We start from the raw sequence: 18,874 nt of genomic DNA, 5'->3' as shown, positions 1-18,874 counted from the left end.
CCTCCCCGTTCCGGGGAGGATTTCGATCGTTCGAAGATCGCGTATGGCCTTTCACCCTTTCATCCTCTAGCGAATCGAACATTGAGACTTGCCGAGACCGCTTCTAATGACCGCTGCCGAACTGCTCGCGAGTGACTTCGCTACCCTCCCCGACCTGATCCGCGCGCATGCCGCCGAGCAAGGTGAAAAGGTCGCCCTGGCCGAGGCGGACGGCGAGCTGGATTATGCCAGCCTCGATGCGCTGGTCGACCGTATCGCCGCCGCGCTTCAGCGCGATGGCGTGCGGCAGGGTGACGCGGTCGCGATCGTCGCCGCCGCGAGTATCGACTATGTCGCGATCTTTCTCGGCGCGCTGCGCGCCGGCTGCGTGGCGACCCCGCTCGCCCCCTCGGGCACGCCCGACAGCATCGTCGCGATGATCGCCGATTGCGCGGCCCCCATCACCTTCGTCGATGCCGAGGCGGCAAGCGCGCTGACCGGGCACCATATTCCCGGCAAGCTCGTCCATCTGAAATCGCTGGGATCGTGGCTCGCCCCCGTTGGTGCGCGGCCGACACCGGTCACGATTACCCCTGAGGACGGCTTCAACATCATCTATTCCTCGGGCACCACCGGCGTCCCCAAAGGGATCGTGCAGAGCCACGCGATGCGCTGGGCACATATCAACCGCAATGAAGCCGCCGGATTCGCCGACGCGGTAACGATGATCGCGACGCCGCTATATTCCAACACCACTTTGGTCAGCGTGCTGCCGACGCTCGGCTGGGGCGGCGCGGTGGTGCTGATGAAGAAGTTCGACGCGCGCGGCTATCTGACGCTCGCCGAACGCCACCGCGCGACGCACACCATGTTGGTGCCGGTGCAATATCAGCGGATCATGGCGCTGCCCGATTTCGATCGCTTCGACCTGTCGAGCTTCCGCTTCAAAACCTGCACCTCCGCCCCGTTCCCGGCGGCGCTGAAGGCCGATGTCGTCGCGCGCTGGCCGGGGCTGCTGGTCGAATATTACGGCATGACCGAGGGCGGCGGCACCTGCCTGCTGATCGCCAACGCCTTTCCCGACAAGCTCCACACCGTCGGTCGCCCGATCGAAGGGCATGACATCCGCCTGATCGACGATGACGGTCGCGAGGTGCCGCAGGGCGAAATGGGCGAGGTCGTTGGCCGCAGCCCAGCGATGATGACCGCCTATCACGGTCGCAAGGACGCCACCGCCGCCGCCGAATGGTTCGATGCCGATGCCAACCGCTTCATCCGCCACGGCGATGTCGGGCGCTTCGATGCCGACGGCTTCCTAACCCTGCTCGACCGCAAGAAGGACCTGATTATCTCGGGCGGCTTCAACATCTATCCAACCGATCTTGAGGCGGTGCTTGCCCACCACCCTGCCGTCGCCGATTGCAGCGTCATCGGCGTGCCGAGCGAGAAATGGGGGGAAAGCCCGGTCGGCTTTTACGTGCCGCACACCGGGGTCGACGCCAACATCGCCGAGATCCTCGACTGGACCAATGCGCAACTCGGCAAGACCCAGCGTCTGGCGGCACTCCACGCGATTGCCGAACTCCCGCGCAGCGCGATCGGCAAGGTGCTCAAACGCGACTTGCGCGATCGCTTGGCGGAGAATGCGCTGTGACCCCGATCCACCAGATCCTCTCCACCGCGCAGCCGGTCGAAGGTGGCTTCCGCACCGAAATTCCCGCCGACTGGCTGCAAGGGCGCACCGCTTATGGTGGCCTGTCGAGCGCGCTGGCGCTGCACGCCGCGCAAGGTATCGAGCCCGATTTGCCACCGCTGCGATCGGCGCAAGTCTCCTTCATCGGGCCGCTTGCGGGCGCGGTCACGGTCACCGCGACCAAATTGCGCCGCGGGCGCACCGCCGCCTTCATCCAGGCCGATATCGTGTCCGAAGCGGGGCTCGGCTATCGCGCGATCTTCGTGTTCATGGCCGAGCAGCCCTCCCGCATCGCGCTCAGCGGCGGGTTGCAGAGCGCGGTCACTCCCCCTGCCCAGGATGCCAGGCTCTACACCGGCCCCGACGGCTTCTTTACCGGCAATTTCAACTTCTTCGACCTGAAGGAACAGGCACCGGGCGAGGCCGAATGGCTGCGCTGGGCGCGGCTGCGCGATGCCTCCGACATCGACCCGATGGTCGAGGTGATGGCGCTGGCCGACGCGCTGCCGCCCGCCGCGTTCAAATTGCTCGACAAGCAACCCGCGCCCCTCAGCTCGCTGACCTGGATCGTCAACCTGCTCACCCCCACCCCGGCAACGCGCGACGGCTGGTGGTTGCTGGCCGCCGAATCTCGCCATGCCGTCAACGGTGGATCGAGCCAGACGATGATGCTGTGGAACGCCGATGGCGTGCCGATCGCACAGGGTATGCAAAGCGTCGCGATCTTCGGCTGAGCGCGGCACGACAGGCGTCCGCCGCTTGCGACAGTTTGCGACAGTTTGCCGCGCTTTCCGGCATAGTGGCGCGACAGCTTGCCCGGCATAACCCTCCTCATCAACCGGCCCGTCGGGCAGCATCAGGAGTTTCGTTATGATGTTTTCGCGCATCCTCACTGCAGCAACCGTTGCTGCTCTCGCGACCGCCGCTGCGGTTGCGCAGGAAGGAGGAGGCCTTGCGCGCGCCGACACCAATGGCGACGGCATGATTTCCAAGGCCGAAGCGACCGCACGAGCGAGCGCGCGTTTCGACGCAATGGACAAGAATAGAGACGGTTTTCTCACCGCCGACGAGCGCACTGGCTCTGGCGCACGTCTGCTCGATCGCGCTGATGCCAATGGCGACGCCAAGATTTCCCGCGCCGAGTATCTGGCGCTGGCCGACAAAAGCTTTGCCCGCATTGATGCCAATGGCGACGGCCAGCTTTCGAAGAGCGAGCGGGAGACCTGGACGCAGCGCGCGCGCAAATTTGCCGGTCGGCACCGCGCGGACCCCGCCGATGCGATCGCCCCCGCACCAACTTCTTCCCCCAATCCGGGCCACTAACCTCCGGCCCGGTCGCCGGGCGAGTTCACCCCCCGCTCGCCCGGCCCCTTCTTCCAAGAGTAGCGCGCCATGCTAAACACCGATGTTATGGGGGATACACCGCATCTGCTGCTGGTTGACGACGAACGCTCGATTCGCGAGCCGCTCGCCCAGTTCCTGACGCGACAAGGCTTTCGCGTTACCCAGGCCGCCGACGCCGAAGGCGCGCGCGCGCGGATGACGGCCTATGCGATCGACCTTGTCATTCTCGATATCATGATGCCGGGCGAGGATGGCTTGTCGCTCACGCGCCATATTCGCGAAACGGGCGAGATTCCCGTCATCCTCCTCACCGCGCGCACCGAGGAAACCGACCGCATCGTCGGCCTCGAAATGGGTGCCGATGATTATGTGGTGAAGCCGTTTTCGCCACGCGAACTGGCGGCGCGCGTCAAGGTCATCCTCCGTCGCGCCGCCGCCGGCGGGGTGCGCCAACATGCCCCCGAAAGCGGATCGTTCGCCTTTGCCGGGTGGGTGCTGAAATCGGGCGAGCGCACCCTGGTCGATCGCGACGGCGTATCGGTGCCGCTGTCGACCGGCGAGTATAACTTGCTCCACGCGCTCGTCACCCGTCCGCGCCAGGTGCTGACCCGCGATCAATTGCTCGACCTGACACAAGGGCGCGAAGCCGCCGCCTTCGACCGCGCGATCGACAATCAGGTCAGCCGCCTGCGTCGCAAGATCGAGGCCGATCCGAAAACGCCGGACCTCATCAAGACCGTGTGGGGCGGCGGCTATACGCTGGCGGCCGAGGTGACACGGCTGTGACGGCTTCGCGTCCGTGAGGTTCCTGCCGCGCAACTTGTCCGGGCAGATGGCGCTGCTGATCGCGGTGGCGCTGTTCGTCGCGCAAGCGATCAATTTCGGGCTGCTGCTGCAGGAACGCCGCCAGGCGCGGCTCGATCAGGCAACGGGCCCCGCCGTCACGCGCATCGTCGATGCCGACGAACGGATTGCCGCGGGTAAGAAGATCGGCGCTGGCGGCACGTGGAGCCGCACGCGCTTGCTGCCCGCCTCCCCGATTCCGCCGGGCAAGGAGCGATTGACCGAAATCGAGCAAGCCTTGCGCGCGGCGTTGATCGATGCCGGGGTCAAAGTGCAGCGCATTGAAACGCAGGTCATCCCGATTTCACCCAACGATCCGCGTCTGCGCTATGTCAGCCAGGCCCGAATCGAGCGACTGTTGCGTGCCGGGGCCGAACTGGTCATCGCGGTGGAGCGGCCCGATGGGGAATGGCTGGTCATCAACCTTGCCTGGTCACGCAACAATTCGATCATCCTGTGGCGCCTGTTCGCGCAGACCGCGATTCTTTACGGCGTCGTGCTGGTGCCATTGCTCTGGGCCGGGCGGCGCATTTCGCGCCCGCTGCGCCGCCTGGCCACCGCCGCGCGCGATTTCCATCCTGGCACCGCGACCGAACCGATCGTCGAGAGCGGCCCGCAGGACGTGCGCGACGTGATCGTGGCGTTCAACGCGCTCAGGCTGCGCGTAACGGCGATGCTGGATGAAAAGGACCGGATGCTCGGCGCAATCGGCCATGATCTGCGCACTCCGCTGGCGGCGCTGCGCGTCCGCATCGAATCGGTTGAGGATGACACCGACCGCGCGAAGATGGCCGACACCATCGCCGAAATGAACCGCACGCTCGACGACATCCTGTCGCTCGCCCGGCTTGGTCGCCCGAGCGAACCGCCGACCGAGGTCGATCTCGCGGCGCTGGTCGATGCCGTCGTTGAGGATTTCCGCGATCTCGACCATCCCATTAGCTTCGAAGAGGCCGGTCGCCTGCAAATACGGCTCCGCCCATCGCTGATGCGCCGTGCACTGCGCAACCTGATCGAAAATGCCCTGAAATATGGCGGAGCAGCCGAGGTCACCCTGACCGCGACCGCGCAAGCCGCCACGATCGCGATATGCGATCGCGGACCGGGCATCCCCGCCGACCGGTTGGGCGACGTGTTCGAGGCGTTCACCCGGCTGGAAACCTCGCGCAACAAGGAGACGGGTGGCATCGGCCTTGGCTTGGCACTCGCCCGCGCGATCGTCCGCGAGGCAGGCGGCGACATCGCCCTCGAAAACCGCGACGGCGGCGGACTGATCGCGCGGATCACGCTGGTGCGGTGAGCGGTCAGGCCACCGCCATAATTTCAACCGCCTCGTCCTTCCCCGCAAAATCCACGCATTCGCCCACCTCCGCGCCGATCAGCGCGCGCGCCAGCGGGGCCTGGAAACCGATGCGGCCTTCCGCCGGATTGGCCTCGTCACCACCGACGATTTCGACCGTGCGTTCGGCCCCGGCAAGGCGGTAGGTAACGCGACTTCCGATGCCGACAACGCCCGCGCGCGGCGCCGTTACCACTTCTGCGGTGGTCTGGCGGGTATGCCAATAGCGCAGTTCGCGCAGGACGGCGTCGCGGTTCACCGCCGCTGCGCTCGCCGCCGCAGCTTCCAGTTCGATCACCTTTGCCCCGATCAGCGCGAGGCCACGCGGCGTGACGAGGTTGGGCCCCGGCGCGATCGGCCGTTCGAACTTGGGTTCCAGATGTTCTTCATCGCTTTCGCGACGGAAGGCGACGCTCATGCGGCTCTCCAGACGGTTTGTTACAGAACGCCGTGGCCGACACTTGGGTGCAACGCAACAATCTGCTAGGGCCCGCCGATGCTGAATATCAATGGTATCACGGTGCGCCTCGGTGGGCGCGCGATCCTCGACGGTGCGAGCGCCGCACTGCCGCCCAAGAGCCGCGTCGGCCTGATCGGGCGCAACGGTGCGGGCAAGTCCACGCTGATGAAGGTGATGATCGGCCAGCTCGAACCCGATCTCGGCGAGATCGAGATGCCGCGCGGCACCCGCATCGGCTATATCGCGCAGGAAGCGCCGAGCGGCACCACCACCCCGATCGAAGCCGTGCTCGCCGCCGATACCGAGCGCGCAGCGTTGCTGACCGAGGCCGAAACCTGCCAGGACCCCGATCGCCTCGGTGCCGTCTATGACCGGCTGACCGCGATCGACGCCTATACCGCCCCCGCGCGCGCCGCGCGCATCCTCGTCGGCCTCGGCTTTGACGAGGAAATGCAGGGTCGCCCGCTCGACAGCTATTCGGGCGGCTGGAAGATGCGCGTCGCGCTCGCCTCCTTGCTGTTTTCCGAGCCCGATTTGCTGCTGCTCGACGAGCCCTCGAACCATCTCGATCTCGAAGCGACCTTGTGGCTCGAAAATTTCCTGAAAAGCTATCCGGCGATGATGGTCGTCATCAGCCATGAACGCGATCTGCTCAACAATGTCGTCGACACCATCCTTCATCTCGAAGGCGGCAAGGTCCATCTCTACACCGGCGGCTATGACAGCTTCGAGCGGCAACGCGCCGAGCGGGTTGCCCAGCTCGCCGCCGCCAAGGCCGCGCAGGATTCGCAGCGTGCCAAATTGAGCGAATATATCGCCAAGAACAGCGCGCGCGCCTCGACCGCGAAACAGGCGCAAAGCCGCCAGAAAATGCTGGCGAAGATGCAGCCGATCGCATCGATGGTCGAAGACCCGACGCTGTCGTTCGAATTCCCTTCGCCGGAAGAACTGCGCCCGCCGCTGATAACGCTCGATATGGCGGCGGTGGGCTATGCCGACAAGCCGATCCTGCAGCGGCTCAATCTGCGGATCGATCCCGATGATCGCGTCGCGCTCTTGGGCCGCAACGGCAACGGCAAGACCACGCTCGCGCGCCTGCTCGCGGCGCAATTGCCCGCGATGGACGGCGCGATGAACGCCAGCGGCAAGATGCGCGTCGGCTATTTCACGCAATATCAGGTCGAGGAACTCGACGGCGACGACACCCCGCTCGAACATATGACGCGCATGATGTCGGGCAAGACGCCGGGCGCGGTGCGCGCGCAACTCGGCCGCTTCGGGTTTTCGGGCGTCAAGGCAACCCAGAAGGTCGGCAAACTCTCGGGTGGCGAACGCGCCCGCCTCGCGCTCGCGCTCATCACGCGCGACGCGCCGCATATGCTGATCCTCGACGAGCCGACCAACCATCTGGACGTCGATGCGCGCGAGGCGCTGGTGCAAGCGCTCAATGCCTATGACGGCGCGGTCATCCTGGTCAGCCATGATCGCCACATGGTAGAACTCACCGCCGACCGGCTCGTGCTGGTCGATGGCGGCACCGCGAAGGAATATGCCGGCAGCATGGAGGATTATATCGCCTTTGTGCTGGCAGGCGATGGCGGCGGCGAAGGCGCCAAGGCCAAGGCCGCGAAGAAGGACGACAAGCCGCAACTGAGCGCGGCAGCGGTCGCCCTGCAAAAGCGCGCGCATGAGGCCGAAGCTCTGGTCGCGAAATTGACCAAGCAGCGCGACGCGATCGACCGCGCGATGCTTGATCCCAGCACCGCCGAGGCGTGGCTTGCCCGGCTCACGCCCGCAGACCTGGTAAAGCAGCACGCGCAGATCTCGAAGAAGCTCGAAGCGGCTGAGGCCGTGTGGTTCGAGATCAGCGAGACGCTGGAGTTGACGCCAGCGTAACAGATGGTGCGGGTGGTCGGGGTCGAACCGACACTCCTTGCGGAACGGGATTTTGAGTCCCGCGCGTCTACCAATTTCACCACACCCGCAGCGTGGACGGTGCTGTTAGCCGCGACCGCGCCGGACATCAACCCCGGATGCGCATAACCCATGCCATTACCAGCAGCCCCGCGCCGACGGCGATGAGGGCCAACACCAGTGTCGGCGCGAATCCGCGACGCGGCAGAACTTCCGCATTAGGGGCCTCCTCCAGCGTCGGCACTTGCAATATCTGATATTGCGCGTGGACCGCCTCCGCGACACATCGTGGATCGAGGCCCCATCGCCTCGCGCGTATGGCGTAACGCGGTCCCCGGCAAAAGATTCTGCGGTATCTCTACCGCCATACCATCAAACGCGGCAAAGATATCCTCGTGCGCGTCGATAGCCCCCAACATTCGCTTTCTCCTCCATCGAGCGAGAAGCGTTACGGCGTAGCTTAGGCCATTCTACTCGATTGTTACCCGAATTGATAAACTTCGCGTGCTGCACTTGGTCAAATCGGGTAAGAGCACTTGCGCATTGCGGGGGGGCAATCGAATCGGTGCGGGATTTTGGGCCAGAACGGACGGCACGGCCAGGCAGCCGGATGATCGGCCGCCTCATCAGCGAGATGCAATTGGGGTGCGGGCGCGATGTGGTGTGCGTGCTGGAAGAGCATCTCCAGCGGCGAATCGCGTTCGACCGCGCGATTTTCCTGTTGATGATCCTGCGCGAGAGTTGCGGCTTGCGCGCCTTCTCCAATGGACTTGCATCGACCGCGCAGGCCCATGTCGATGGCATCAGCATCAACGCCGTCGCGATGTCGCTCGCCCGCCCGTTCGAGACGGTACGTCGCCACGTTCACGCACTGATCCGCGACGAGATTTGCCAACGCGCCCGCCACGGGGTGATCGTTCGCAACGAAACGCTGGCGTTGCCCGCTTTTGCCGCGTTGCTGCGGTCGTTGCACGACCGGATGGTCAGCGTGATCGAGGATCTTGCGCGCGCCGACATCCCGCTGCCGCCGTGTCACGGCGACCGTTTTTATGATCCCAATGCGACGATCGCCGCAGCGATCGACCTCGTGCTCGCCCCCTTCGATTATATCCGCGATGGTTATGCCAACTGGCTGGAAATGGTGGTGGTGAACGCCGTGGCGACGGCGACCGCGCGCAAGATCACGCTCGACCCGGTGCTGAGCCGTCGTTACGGCGACGCCACCACAACGCCGCCCGAAAATGTGCGAGAGCCGGTCGCAATCGCCGCACTCGCACGGGCATTGCGGATGAGTTATTCAACCGTTCGGCGCGAAGTGGAGACCGCAATCGCATCGGGCAAGCTGATGCGCGCCGGGCAGGGCGTTCTGGTAACCAGCGCGCATTTGTCCTCCGACATCATGATCGTTGGCGGCGAACGTGCTGCGGCCCATGTCGCGCAGGTACTGCGCCGACTCGGGCCCGGCGGCTTCCGCTTCGATGATCCGACACACTGCTATCTTGACGGGAAACCGCCGCTGCTCGCCTTCGAATAAGGCCGCTCAGTTGCGCGGGGCCTGGCGACGGTAGCTCAGCGCCTCCGCCACGTGCAGTCGCCCGACCGTCTCCACGCCCGCCAGATCGGCGATGGTCCGCGCGACGCGCAGGATACGGGTATAGCCGCGCGCCGACAGCCGCATCGCCTCCGACGCTTGCGCCAGCAATGTGCGCCCTGCTGCATCCGGAGTGGCGACGGTATCAAGCAATGCGCCATCCGCCTCGGCATTGGTGCGCACGGGGTGATCGGCATAGCGCACCGTCTGTATCGCCCGCGCCGCCGCAACCCGCGCCGCAACTTCGGCTGATCCCTCGCCAGGTGGCGGCAGGACGAGATCGGCGGCGCTGACCGCTTGCACCTCGACATGCAGGTCGATGCGGTCGAGCAGCGGCCCCGACACCTTCGCCTGATAGTCCGCCGCGCAACGCGGCGCGCGCGAACAGGCAAGCGCCGCATCCCCGAGATGCCCGCAGCGACACGGGTTCATCGCCGCGATCAATTGCACGCGCGCCGGAAAGGTAACATGGGCATTGGCACGCGCGACGCTGACCGTTCCGGTTTCGAGCGGCTGGCGCAGCGAATCGAGCACCGCGCGCTGAAACTCCGGCAGTTCATCGAGGAACAGCACCCCCAGATGCGCGAGGCTGACCTCGCCCGGCTTGACCTTCAATCCACCGCCGACCAGCGCCGCCATCGACGCAGAATGGTGCGGCGCGCGATAGGGCCGCGCGCGGGTCAACCGGCCACCGGTCAGCGTGCCGGCGACGCTTGCCACCATCGATACTTCCAGCGCCTCCGGCATTATGTAGCATTTGCACCAACCGCAGTGCAGACGTAATCGCCAGCGATGGCTAAGGTAGCCATATGACGGACTACATGGTAACGGGCCTTGTCGCGAAGCGGGCCGAAATTGCGGGCGAGCTGGAACGGACGCAAGAGCGGCTGCGCGTGTTGGCTGAGAACCTAGCGAGCATAGACGCAACCCTGCGCATCGTCGCTCCCGAGGTGGCCGTAGAGGCGATACGATCAAAGGTGTTCCGCCCGCCTGCGGATTGGTCGAAGCGCGGTGAAATGACGCGGGTTGTTCTGTCGATCCTGCGCACCGCACGCGCGCCCATGACGACGCGCGAGATAGCGGAGCGCATGGTGGTCGAGCGCGGGCTACAGGCCACCACAGCCACCCTCAACAGCATGACACGCCGGGTTGCCTGTGCCCTACGGACGCAGCGGGACAAGGGTGTTGCGCGCTCTACCGAGGGCGAGGCAGGTTTTTGGCAGCTATGGGAGATATGCCGCTAGGCCGATCGCTAGCGCCAGCAGCATAAGGCCTCCGATTGCGGCTGCTTCGATCTGGAATGCGGTGGGGAGGAGAGGCTTTTTCACTGGAGTTAAATATGGTCCGAGAAGTGAGTGGAGTGTGGTTCCGGTAACGTTATCGGGCTTATCGACCTTGCTAAGGCCACATTCTACCCTCTATATTGGAATCTCCCCAACCTGTGGGGAAATTTCAGCGCCATGCTTCGTTCATCAACCAAGTGTAAAAGCTGAAATCAGAGACCAAGGAGGGTCTAATGAACGCATATAGCCCCGTAAAAAGCGGCAGAAAAGCCAGTGCTGGCATGCGCCTTCGCTCGCCAGCGTTCCGGCAAGGCTTGGCGGATGGCTTTGGTGCCACTGCCGGTTTTTTTACGCCATCGTCCTATAGCCGTACGCTCTCTATCGATGCGACGGTTGACGCCGCATGGAAAGCCGTTAGCTCTGCGTTAAATAACGCAAGTAAAACGGAAGCGAAGATAATTGGGAAAACCTCCGACAAAAAGCTCATTGCCGACTGATACAGGCGAACCCGCTACTCGCGACGGATTCGCGCAAGAGATAGCGCGAAGAATCAGCGGGGTCGTATCGCGCGACCAAAGAGCACAGGTCGTTGCTCAGGTAATGAGCGTGGTTACGTCGGAAAGGTTTTCTGGACCCATCGCGCATCCGAAACATCTTCGCGAATATGAAGAAATATGCCCAGGCTCCGCCGACCGAATAATAAAAATGGCAGAGGGGCAATTGATTCACAATCAAGAGCTTCAGAATATCGCTATTGGCGGCGATATTGCAGACATGAAAGAAGCGAGAAGATACGGGTTTATTGCTTTGCTCGCACTTATTATTGGCGCGATAATTTGTGCTTATCTAGGGCTTCAAATTCTTGCGGGGGCATTCTTGGGGACAGGGGCACTTGGAACCGTTGGGGTCCTTGTGCGGGGTAGGGGTGAAAAAGATAAAGACTAAGCACGTCGCTGCCAGTACCCCGCCCACTTGCGCGAAACCGGTGACACCATAGCGGCGCGCGTCACCATCGCAGCCTGCCCGCCATTGGCAACGCGGCGGTTATCCTCGCGCCAAGCCATTTCACCCGCATAGGCGTACAGGTAAGGCCCTGCGATATGGTGATGCGTGCCGACTTCGGCGCGACGGAGCCGCGAGAAAAACGACTCAGCTTGGTTGGTGCAAGCGCCGTTGAGCGAATACGCCTCGCTATGGTTGATGCGGAACGTCTCATAGCGGGCGTGCAGCACATCCCAATGCGAGGCTTCGTCGGCGTGGATCGTGGCGGTTGCATCAACGTGCTTGGCGACCAGTGCAACGCCCTCGGATTCCTTCGCGCCGACGAACGTTAGGGTTTCGCCCTGGCGCTCGCGCATCACGATAACCGACTGGCGCTTACCCGACTGCGCGAGACGGGTGCGGCGGTCGGCGCGCTCAGCCTTCACGTTGGCGGGCTTCACGTAGCCACCGAAGTAAGCGCCATCGACCTCAACAACGCCGTCCAGAATCCGGCCCTGCGCTTCAAGGGCCATCGCCTCGCGCAGCTTGTGCGAGAGAACGAACGCCGTCTTGTACTGCACGTCCAGATCGCGGCTGACTTGCAACGCCGATACGCCCTTTGCGCCGTTCACGAAAATGACGATCGCGGCCAACAGATCGGTGAAAGACAGCTTGCGGCTGGCAAAGATGGTGCCCGACGTAACCGAGAACTGGTGATGGCAACCAACGCACTTGAAGCGCTTGCGGGTCGTGATCGAATACGTCTCGGCACAGCAGCAACGCGGGCACGTCGCTTCGCCATCCGGCCAGCGCATCGCGCGGAACGCTTCGTAAGCAGCATCCTCGCCCATCTTGAAAACCTGCTTGAGGCTCAAAGTGCGGGCGGCTGCGGAAAGGAGGAAATGCTGTGCCATGTAATCGTATCCAGTGCTTATGCATCGGATATAGTGGCATGGATGCACTCTATGCAAGTGCAAACGTATCGCATATAAGGGCATATGCGACGAATGGAGTGCTATTGTGGCTGATACGGAATGGGAAGCGAAAGTTAAGGGGCTGCTGAAAGCCGAATTGAAGCGCCGGGGCGTGACCTATGCACAGCTTGTGGAAAAGCTGGCCGCAATCGGTGTGGTGGACTCAGAGCCGAATATCAGGAACAAGCTGGCGCGGGGAAAATTTACAGCGGTGTTTCTCGTACAATGCTTAGAAGCTATCGGGGCATCATCATTGCGGTTGTCGGATGGTTAGTCGCGGCACCGACGTTATGGCTGCTAATCGCCGATCTGGTTTCTGTAAGTCATTCATATGAACGCCGCGCAACCGACGCCTCCGAGTATTATGCACGGCAGGCCGAACGCGAAATAAGCCAAGCCTGCCCCCGGCTTGCGCTGAAACTCCAGAAAGATTGCGTAAGCAAGGCTGAAGCCTCCGCACGCGAAAATCAGCGTAGCGAGCAAGACCTTGCAGCCCAGAAAGTTACGGCTTGGTGGACGCAGATCATGGGTGGAGCAGCCCTGATAGGGATGGCACTGAGCGCGATCGGTGTAGCTTTGGTCTGGACGACCTTTCGGGAACAGCGGCGGGCTACCAATCTTGCTCACGATGAAGCCGAGCGCGCCAAAGCCGACTCTGTCGAAAGCGGCAAATTGGCTGCGGACGCTCTCGCTGCCGCTCGAAGTAATGCCGACGCCGCAGCTAGCGGGGCGATAAACGCCGCACGTTCTGCTCGCAACGCTTCCGAAGCTAACGCTTTGGCCAGAGAGGCGATGCAGAAACAGCTTCGTCCATACGTCTATGCAGAAGCCGTGGTAGGCGATTTTTCTACCCTGTACAGTTGGATGGCTGACGAAGTTGGCGACTATATGGATTTCATGGTCACCATAAAAAATTATGGGCAAAGCCCCGCTAAAACTGTGAGATTGCTGGCTCACGCGGTTCCTGGCTTGTATTGGAGCGATAGACCCAAAGCTGATCTTGAAACCATTGTTGCCGTACACTTCGCCGATATGCCCACTGCAACCGAACGCAAAATGGATTGCAGGGCGTTGGGTCTGCGCGCGGTCCACTCTGATATAATCGACGGCACGGCTAGCATATTTATTGAGGGTCAAATTCAGTACAGCGATGCGTTTGGAAACCAGTATTTTACCAACTTCCAACGAACCCTTACAGGTAAAAACTTGACCGAACAGATTCCCGCCATAACTCCCCATTGGAATACCGCCACCTAGCGCCAACAGCGCCGATAAAAAAAGAGACACGCTAAACGGCATCATACGTCACCGCGCGTGATTGCAGACGCATCGCCCTTGGTGCGTTTACTACATAATGCCGAGCGCCTCGCTCGCATCAAGCGGTGGGAGAATGCCCGGGAGACACGATGCCATCAGCGACTTGCCCGCGCCGGGCGGCCCGACCATCAGCAAATTATGGCCGCCCGCCGCCGCGATCTCGAGCGCGCGCTTGGCGGTTTCCTGCCCCTTGACCTGGCGCAAATCCGGTCCGCCGCCGCCATTGTCGGCATCGCCCGGCAAGGGCTCGCTCAACAGTCCGTGCCCCTTGAAATGGTTGATGAGCGACAGGATATCGGGAGCCGCAAGCACCCCCTGCCCGGCCCACGCCGCCTCGGAACCCTGCGCCGCCGGGCAGATGAGCCCCATCCCCCGCTCCGACGCGTGCAGCGCCGCCAGCAACACACCCGGCGACGGCGCAATCCGCGCATCGAGCCCAAGCTCGCCCACCACGACATAATCGCTCAGCGTCTCGGCATCGACCACCCCCATCGCCGCCAACAACGCGAGCGCGATCGGCAAATCGAAATGCGATCCTTCCTTGGGCAGGTCAGCAGGCGACAGATTTACGACGATTCGCTTGGGGGGCAGCGCCAGGCCCATCGCTGCGATTGCGCCGCGCACCCGCTCGCGGCTTTCCGCCACCGCCTTGTCGCCCAGCCCGACCACGTTGAAGGCGGGCAGACCGGGGATCAACTGCACCTGCACCTCGACCGCGCGCGCCTCGAGCCCGAGATACGCCACCGTCGATACGCTCGCTGCCATCTGTGTTCCCCCGGATGCGGGTGAAGCATACCGCCTTTTCCGGCGGAGGGAACCGGCGCCGGGCGGCGTCTTGCGCAAACAAGACACCCGCCCCACATGCGATGACGATGATGACGTCGCGCAATCCTCTGATCCGTACCGGCCTGTTTTCCGGCGGCATCGTTCTGGTGATTCTCTCGCCCGTCGTCGGCGCGATTCCGGGGCCCGGCGGGGTTTTCGTGTTTGCAGCAGGGCTGGCGCTGGTGCTGCAAAACTCACACCGCGCCAAAAAGCATTTCGCCACCGCCAAGCGTCGCTGGCCAAAACTCGGCCATTATGCCGACATGGGATTGCGCCGCCAAAGCGCGGCAAGACGCCGGGCGCGCGACAAGGCTGCGCGCGGTGCCGAGCGCACGACGACGCAGGACGCGCGTTGACTTTCCGGCACGTCATCGGTAAGCGCGCACCTTCAAGGCCGTCCTCGTGGCGGCCATTTTCTATTTCGACGTGCCCCTGTGCAGAATTTTAGGGAATGAACGATGAAGCGGACCTTTCAGCCGAGCAATCTGGTGCGCGCACGCCGCCACGGGTTCCGCTCGCGCATGGCGACCCCGGGCGGTCGCAACGTGATTCGCGCGCGTCGCAATCGCGGTCGCAAGAAGCTCTCGGCGTAAGCGTACCCGTCGGGCCTCCCGACCTACGCACGCTCACGCGCCGCGCGGATTTCCTCGCGGCGAATGCGGGCAAGCGCGCACCCATGCCGGGATTCGTCCTGCAAGTGCGGGCTCGCGGTGATGGCGATCCCGCCATGCGGGTCGGCTACACCGTTACCAAGAAAATCGGCAACGCCGTGGTCCGCAATCGCATGAAACGGCGGTTGCGCGCTCTTGCGCGCGAGCTGTTGCCCGAAAAGGGCGTGCCCGGTGCCGACCATGTGCTGATCGGCCGCAACGGCGGAATCGAGCGCGATTTCGCCGCATTGCGCGCCGAACTCACCAAAGCATTGGCGAAGGCGGCGCGGTGAGCGACCACACCACTCCGTTCGTGCTGAGCCTGTCGAAGCACACCTCGCAACACGCATCGGCGCTCGTGCGGCTGGGGCCCTTCGACAGGCTCAGGGCGAACGGTCATACAGACGCTTCGTCGTGCTGACTCGCCTCCTCATCCTGCTGGTACGCGGCTGGCAAATCGGCCCTTCGGCGGTGCTGCCGCCATCGTGTCGCTACGACCCCACTTGTTCCACCTATGCAATCACCGCGCTTCGCCGCTATGGCGCAGTGAAAGGCGGGTGGTTGGCAGCCAAGCGAATCGCGCGGTGCCATCCCTGGGGCGGGTACGGACCCGATCCAGTGCCCTGATCGAACGGAAGACACCCGCGTGAAAGAAGATACCCGGAATTTCATCCTGTTCGCGGTGCTGGCCGCGATCATCCTGCTCGGCGGCAATTACCTGTCGGCGCGCTATTTCCCGCACGCCGCCAATCGGCCGGCGACCAAGATGGTCGATGGCAAGAGCCAGGTCGTCGCGCCACCCAGCGGTGGCCCCGCCGCAACCGACGCGACGCGCGTGCGCGATCTCGAAATCGTTCGCCGCGAAACCCCGCGCGTGGCGATCCAGACCGCCGATCTGCAAGGCTCGATCAACCTGAAGGGCGCGCGGATCGATGATTTGACGCTGACCAAATACAAGCAAACGATCGACAAAAATTCCCCGCCAATCCGCCTGCTGTCGCCCCGCGGCACCAGGGATGCGTATTTCGCAGGCTTCGGCTGGAATGGCGACGGCGTCACCGTTCCCAATGGCGATACGCTGTTCACCGCCAGTGGCACCACGCTGACCCCCGCCACTCCGGTCACGCTGTATTGGGACAACCAGCAGGGCCAACGCTTCGCGCTGACCTTCGCGGTCGATGCCAAATATATGTTCACGGTGCGCCAAACGGTAACCAACGCTGGCCCCGCCCCCATTTCGCTGCGCCCCTATGCGCTCGTCTCGCGGGCGGGCATCGGCACCGAGGCCGATACCTGGACCAACCATATCGGCCCGATCGGCGTGTTCGACAAAGGTGCCACCTATGACATCACCTTCGACAATCTGAAGGGCAAGGAAGCGACCTTCCTCGGCAAAATCTGGGGCAATTCGGCCAAAGCGGGCGAAAATTTCTTCAATTCGACCGGCGGCTGGCTCGGCTTCGGCGACAAATATTTCCTCGCCGCCGTCATCCCCGATCGCGGTGCCCCGGTGCGCGCGGGTTTCCATGCCGCCACCGGTGACGTGTTCCAGGGCGATTTCACGCTCGCCCCGCGCGTCGTCGCACCGGGCAAGGCGTTGGTCTCGACCGCCAAGTTCTTTGCAGGCGCCAAGGAAACCAACACGCTCGATCGCTATGAGGACCGTCTCGGCGTCCAGCATTTTGGCAAGGCGATCGACTGGGGCTGGTTCGAAATCGTCGAAAAGCCGATCTTCAAATATCTCGACTGGTTGTTCCGCATGATCGGCAACTTCGGTGTCGCGATCATCCTGCTCACCGTCACCATCCGCACGCTGATCTTCCCGGTCGCGCAGCGTCAGTTCGCCTCGATGGCGGCGATGAAGGCGATCCAGCCGAAGATGAAGGCGATTCAGGAGAAGTATAAGGACGACAAGACGCGCCAGCAGCAGGAAGTGATGGCGCTGTACAAGGCCGAGAAGGTCAATCCGCTCGCGGGCTGCCTGCCGACGCTGATCCAGATCCCGATCATGTATTCGCTGTACAAGGTGCTGCTGCTGACGATCGAAATGCGGCATCAGCCGTTCGTCGGCTGGATCCACGATCTGTCGGCCCCCGATCCGGCGACGATCCTCAACCTGTTCGGCTATCTGCCCTACCATCTGCCGTCCTTCCTCGCGATTGGCGTGGTGCCGGTGCTGCTGGGCGTGTCGATGTACTTCCAGTTCAAGCTGAACCCCGCGCCGATGGACGAAGCGCAAAAACAGGTCTTCGCGATCATGCCGTGGATGCTGATGTTCGTGATGGCCCCGTTCGCGGTCGGCCTGCAGGTCTATTGGATCACCTCCAACCTCTGGACCGTCGCGCAGCAGCGGCTGCTCTATGCGCGCCATCCTGCGCTGAAAGAGCCGGCGGTGAAGAAGTGAACGCCGTTACCAATCCTCCCCAGCATGGGGAGGGGGACCATGAGCATTCAGCGAATGGTGGAGGGGGCGCGCCACAAGCGCTCCGTCCGTTGCACGCCCCCTCCACCACGCCGCTGCGCGTCGCGGTCCCCCTCCCCGTGCCGGGGAGGATCTGATGCCTTTTGAACCCGAAGACGTGGAAGCCGCGCGCAAGCTCTTCGCCGGGCCGATCGCTTTCCTGAAATCGGCCCCGACGCTCGAATATCTGCCGGAGCCGACGGTCAATGAGGTGGCGTTTGCCGGGCGCTCCAACGTCGGCAAGTCGTCGTTGCTCAATGCGCTGACCGGGCGCAACTCGCTGGCGCGCACCTCCAACACGCCGGGGCGCACCCAGGAATTGAACTTCTTCGACGTTGGCAATCCGCTCGCGTTCCGCCTGGTCGATATGCCCGGTTACGGCTTCGCCAAGGCCCCCAAGGATTTGGTCAAGAAGTGGCGCTTCATGGTCAATGATTTCCTGCGCGGGCGCGACGTGCTCAAGCGTGCGCTGGTGCTGATCGACGCGCGCCACGGCATCAAGGATGTCGACCGTGACATCCTGGAGATGCTCGACAAGGCGGCGGTCAGCTACCGCATGGTCATCACCAAGGCCGACAAGATCAAGGCGAGCGAGCTGGTCGAGGTCACCCAGGCCACCGCCGACGAAGCGCGCAAGCGCCCGGCGGCGCACCCCGAGATTCTGGTGACGTCGAGCGAAACCGGCCTCGGCATCCCCGAACTGCGCGCGGCGGTGATCGAGGCGGTCACCAGCTAAGCGGGGTTTCGGCGCACGTTGGCGATCACCCACATCTGCGCTACAGTGATGCCATGACTCGTCCGATCCGCCCCGCTCTGCTGCTCCTTTCCGCCGTCGCGGTCAGCGCCGCATGTTTGCCGGCGGCAGGCTTCGCCCAGCAGGCCACGACGACACCGACCACCCCGGTCCCCGCAACGACGCAGCCTAGCTCAGGCGACACGATCCGCCTGTCCGACCGGGAACGCGACGCGATCCTGAACAGCAACACCGTGGAAAGCGCCGCCGCCGCGCGCGGCGAGCGCCCCGGCAGCGGCGGCCCCGGCATTCACGGCGAGATCGGCGCGATGATCGGCTCGAACGGCACGCGCGGCGTCTATGGCACCGCCGCGATCCCGCTCGGCGACAATGCCGGTGCCGTCATTTCCTTCGAGAACAGCCAATATAACTGGCCCCGCCGCTCGCGCTGACCGGCCCACAGGGGCAAATATGCCTTTAACTACAC

20 protein-coding genes, 1 tRNA gene and 3 pseudogenes are annotated in these 18,874 nt (G+C 63.5%); 19 read left to right on the top strand and 5 right to left on the bottom strand.

The features are described 5' to 3' along the window. The first annotated feature begins 106 nt into the window (after positions 1–106). The 5 genes from WC704_RS09085 to WC704_RS09065 all read left to right on the top strand — a co-directional run bounded on the left by WC704_RS09085 (position 107) and on the right by WC704_RS09065 (position 5,159). The gene (locus WC704_RS09085) at positions 107–1,633 is read left to right on the top strand and encodes a class I adenylate-forming enzyme family protein (RefSeq protein ID WP_372889604.1); all 1,527 of its coding nucleotides are present in this window, start codon (positions 107–109) and stop codon (positions 1,631–1,633) included. Then, complete coding sequence (locus tag WC704_RS09080; protein WP_372889603.1) at positions 1,630–2,406, top strand: thioesterase family protein; 777 nt, start codon at positions 1,630–1,632, stop codon at positions 2,404–2,406. The genes WC704_RS09085 and WC704_RS09080 overlap by 4 nt, the downstream gene beginning before the upstream one ends. A gap of 136 nt (positions 2,407–2,542) precedes the next feature. Further along, entirely contained in the window at positions 2,543–2,995 is a 453-nt protein-coding gene (locus WC704_RS09075; protein ID WP_372889602.1) for an EF-hand domain-containing protein, read from the top strand. Positions 2,996–3,082: 87 nt separating this feature from the next. Continuing rightward, entirely contained in the window at positions 3,083–3,802 is a 720-nt protein-coding gene (locus tag WC704_RS09070; protein WP_372889877.1) for a response regulator, read from the top strand. Between the two features lie 46 nt (positions 3,803–3,848). Next, positions 3,849–5,159: an ATP-binding protein gene (locus tag WC704_RS09065; RefSeq protein WP_372889876.1), complete on the top strand. Its 1,311-nt coding sequence runs from the start codon at positions 3,849–3,851 to the stop codon at positions 5,157–5,159. Positions 5,160–5,163: 4 nt separating this feature from the next. Here WC704_RS09065 and WC704_RS09060 read toward each other — a convergent pair whose 3' ends face one another. After that, complete coding sequence (locus tag WC704_RS09060) at positions 5,164–5,616, bottom strand: GreA/GreB family elongation factor (RefSeq protein ID WP_372889601.1); 453 nt, start codon at positions 5,614–5,616, stop codon at positions 5,164–5,166. 78 nt (positions 5,617–5,694) lie between these two features. Between WC704_RS09060 and WC704_RS09055 the strand changes: the two genes are divergently transcribed. Continuing rightward, positions 5,695–7,554 (top strand): ABC-F family ATP-binding cassette domain-containing protein, encoded by a 1,860-nt coding sequence (locus WC704_RS09055; protein WP_372889600.1) that lies wholly within the window; start codon positions 5,695–5,697, stop codon positions 7,552–7,554. A gap of 4 nt (positions 7,555–7,558) precedes the next feature. Here WC704_RS09055 and WC704_RS09050 read toward each other — a convergent pair. Then, positions 7,559–7,643 (bottom strand) — tRNA-Leu (locus WC704_RS09050). A gap of 539 nt (positions 7,644–8,182) precedes the next feature. Between WC704_RS09050 and WC704_RS09045 the strand changes: the two genes are divergently transcribed. Next, positions 8,183–9,106: a hypothetical protein gene (locus WC704_RS09045; protein ID WP_372889599.1), complete on the top strand. Its 924-nt coding sequence runs from the start codon at positions 8,183–8,185 to the stop codon at positions 9,104–9,106. Between the two features lie 6 nt (positions 9,107–9,112). On the opposite strand, the pseudogene WC704_RS09040 reads toward WC704_RS09045, so the two are convergent. Continuing rightward, positions 9,113–9,904, bottom strand: a pseudogene (locus WC704_RS09040) (ATP-binding protein); the annotation flags it as partial. A gap of 68 nt (positions 9,905–9,972) precedes the next feature. Here WC704_RS09040 and WC704_RS09035 point away from each other — a divergent pair. The 3 genes from WC704_RS09035 (at position 9,973) to WC704_RS09025 (ending at position 11,391) form a co-directional block, all read left to right on the top strand. Next, positions 9,973–10,407: a hypothetical protein gene (locus WC704_RS09035; protein ID WP_372889598.1), complete on the top strand. Its 435-nt coding sequence runs from the start codon at positions 9,973–9,975 to the stop codon at positions 10,405–10,407. 272 nt (positions 10,408–10,679) lie between these two features. Next, positions 10,680–10,943, top strand: a complete 264-nt coding sequence (locus tag WC704_RS09030; RefSeq protein ID WP_372889597.1) for a hypothetical protein — start codon at positions 10,680–10,682, stop codon at positions 10,941–10,943. A gap of 103 nt (positions 10,944–11,046) precedes the next feature. Further along, positions 11,047–11,391: a DUF2335 domain-containing protein gene (locus WC704_RS09025; protein ID WP_372889596.1), complete on the top strand. Its 345-nt coding sequence runs from the start codon at positions 11,047–11,049 to the stop codon at positions 11,389–11,391. On the opposite strand, the gene WC704_RS09020 is transcribed toward WC704_RS09025, so the two are convergent. Then, positions 11,388–12,341: an IS1595 family transposase gene (locus WC704_RS09020; protein WP_372889595.1), complete on the bottom strand. Its 954-nt coding sequence runs from the start codon at positions 12,339–12,341 to the stop codon at positions 11,388–11,390. The genes WC704_RS09025 and WC704_RS09020 overlap by 4 nt on opposite strands. 106 nt (positions 12,342–12,447) lie before the next feature. On the opposite strand from WC704_RS09020, the gene WC704_RS09015 reads away from it, so the two are divergent. Next, positions 12,448–12,675, top strand: a complete 228-nt coding sequence (locus tag WC704_RS09015) for a DUF6471 domain-containing protein (protein WP_372889594.1) — start codon at positions 12,448–12,450, stop codon at positions 12,673–12,675. Beyond that, positions 12,627–13,658, top strand: a complete 1,032-nt coding sequence (locus WC704_RS09010) for a hypothetical protein (RefSeq protein ID WP_372889593.1) — start codon at positions 12,627–12,629, stop codon at positions 13,656–13,658. The genes WC704_RS09015 and WC704_RS09010 overlap by 49 nt, the downstream gene beginning before the upstream one ends. A gap of 102 nt (positions 13,659–13,760) precedes the next feature. Here the strand turns inward: WC704_RS09010 and WC704_RS09005 are convergent. Continuing rightward, positions 13,761–14,483: pseudogene (locus WC704_RS09005) on the bottom strand (magnesium chelatase domain-containing protein); the annotation flags it as partial. Between the two features lie 107 nt (positions 14,484–14,590). Between WC704_RS09005 and WC704_RS09000 the strand changes: the two are divergent. The 7 genes and pseudogenes from WC704_RS09000 (at position 14,591) to WC704_RS08970 (ending at position 18,839) form a co-directional block, all read left to right on the top strand. Beyond that, on the top strand, positions 14,591–14,899 hold the full coding sequence (locus WC704_RS09000) for a hypothetical protein (RefSeq protein ID WP_372889592.1): 309 nt from the start codon (positions 14,591–14,593) through the stop codon (positions 14,897–14,899). Between the two features lie 102 nt (positions 14,900–15,001). Beyond that, entirely contained in the window at positions 15,002–15,136 is a 135-nt protein-coding gene (rpmH, locus tag WC704_RS08995) for a 50S ribosomal protein L34 (protein WP_010162954.1), read from the top strand. A 38-nt stretch (positions 15,137–15,174) separates the two neighbouring features. Then, positions 15,175–15,486, top strand: a pseudogene (rnpA, locus tag WC704_RS08990) (ribonuclease P protein component); the annotation flags it as partial. 121 nt (positions 15,487–15,607) lie between these two features. Next, positions 15,608–15,820, top strand: coding sequence for a membrane protein insertion efficiency factor YidD (gene yidD, locus WC704_RS08985; protein ID WP_372889591.1), 213 nt, complete (start codon positions 15,608–15,610; stop codon positions 15,818–15,820). Positions 15,821–15,839: 19 nt separating this feature from the next. After that, positions 15,840–17,597: a membrane protein insertase YidC gene (gene yidC / locus WC704_RS08980; RefSeq protein ID WP_372889590.1), complete on the top strand. Its 1,758-nt coding sequence runs from the start codon at positions 15,840–15,842 to the stop codon at positions 17,595–17,597. A 154-nt stretch (positions 17,598–17,751) separates the two neighbouring features. Next, complete coding sequence (gene yihA / locus WC704_RS08975) at positions 17,752–18,390, top strand: ribosome biogenesis GTP-binding protein YihA/YsxC (RefSeq protein WP_372889589.1); 639 nt, start codon at positions 17,752–17,754, stop codon at positions 18,388–18,390. A 53-nt stretch (positions 18,391–18,443) separates the two neighbouring features. Then, positions 18,444–18,839 (top strand): hypothetical protein, encoded by a 396-nt coding sequence (locus WC704_RS08970; RefSeq protein ID WP_372889588.1) that lies wholly within the window; start codon positions 18,444–18,446, stop codon positions 18,837–18,839. Positions 18,840–18,874: the final 35 nt, after the last annotated feature.

The organism is Sphingomonas sp., from assembly GCF_041661885.1.
Lineage (GTDB): Bacteria > Pseudomonadota > Alphaproteobacteria > Sphingomonadales > Sphingomonadaceae > Sphingomonas.
This window is presented reverse-complemented; position numbering and strand designations above follow the sequence as displayed.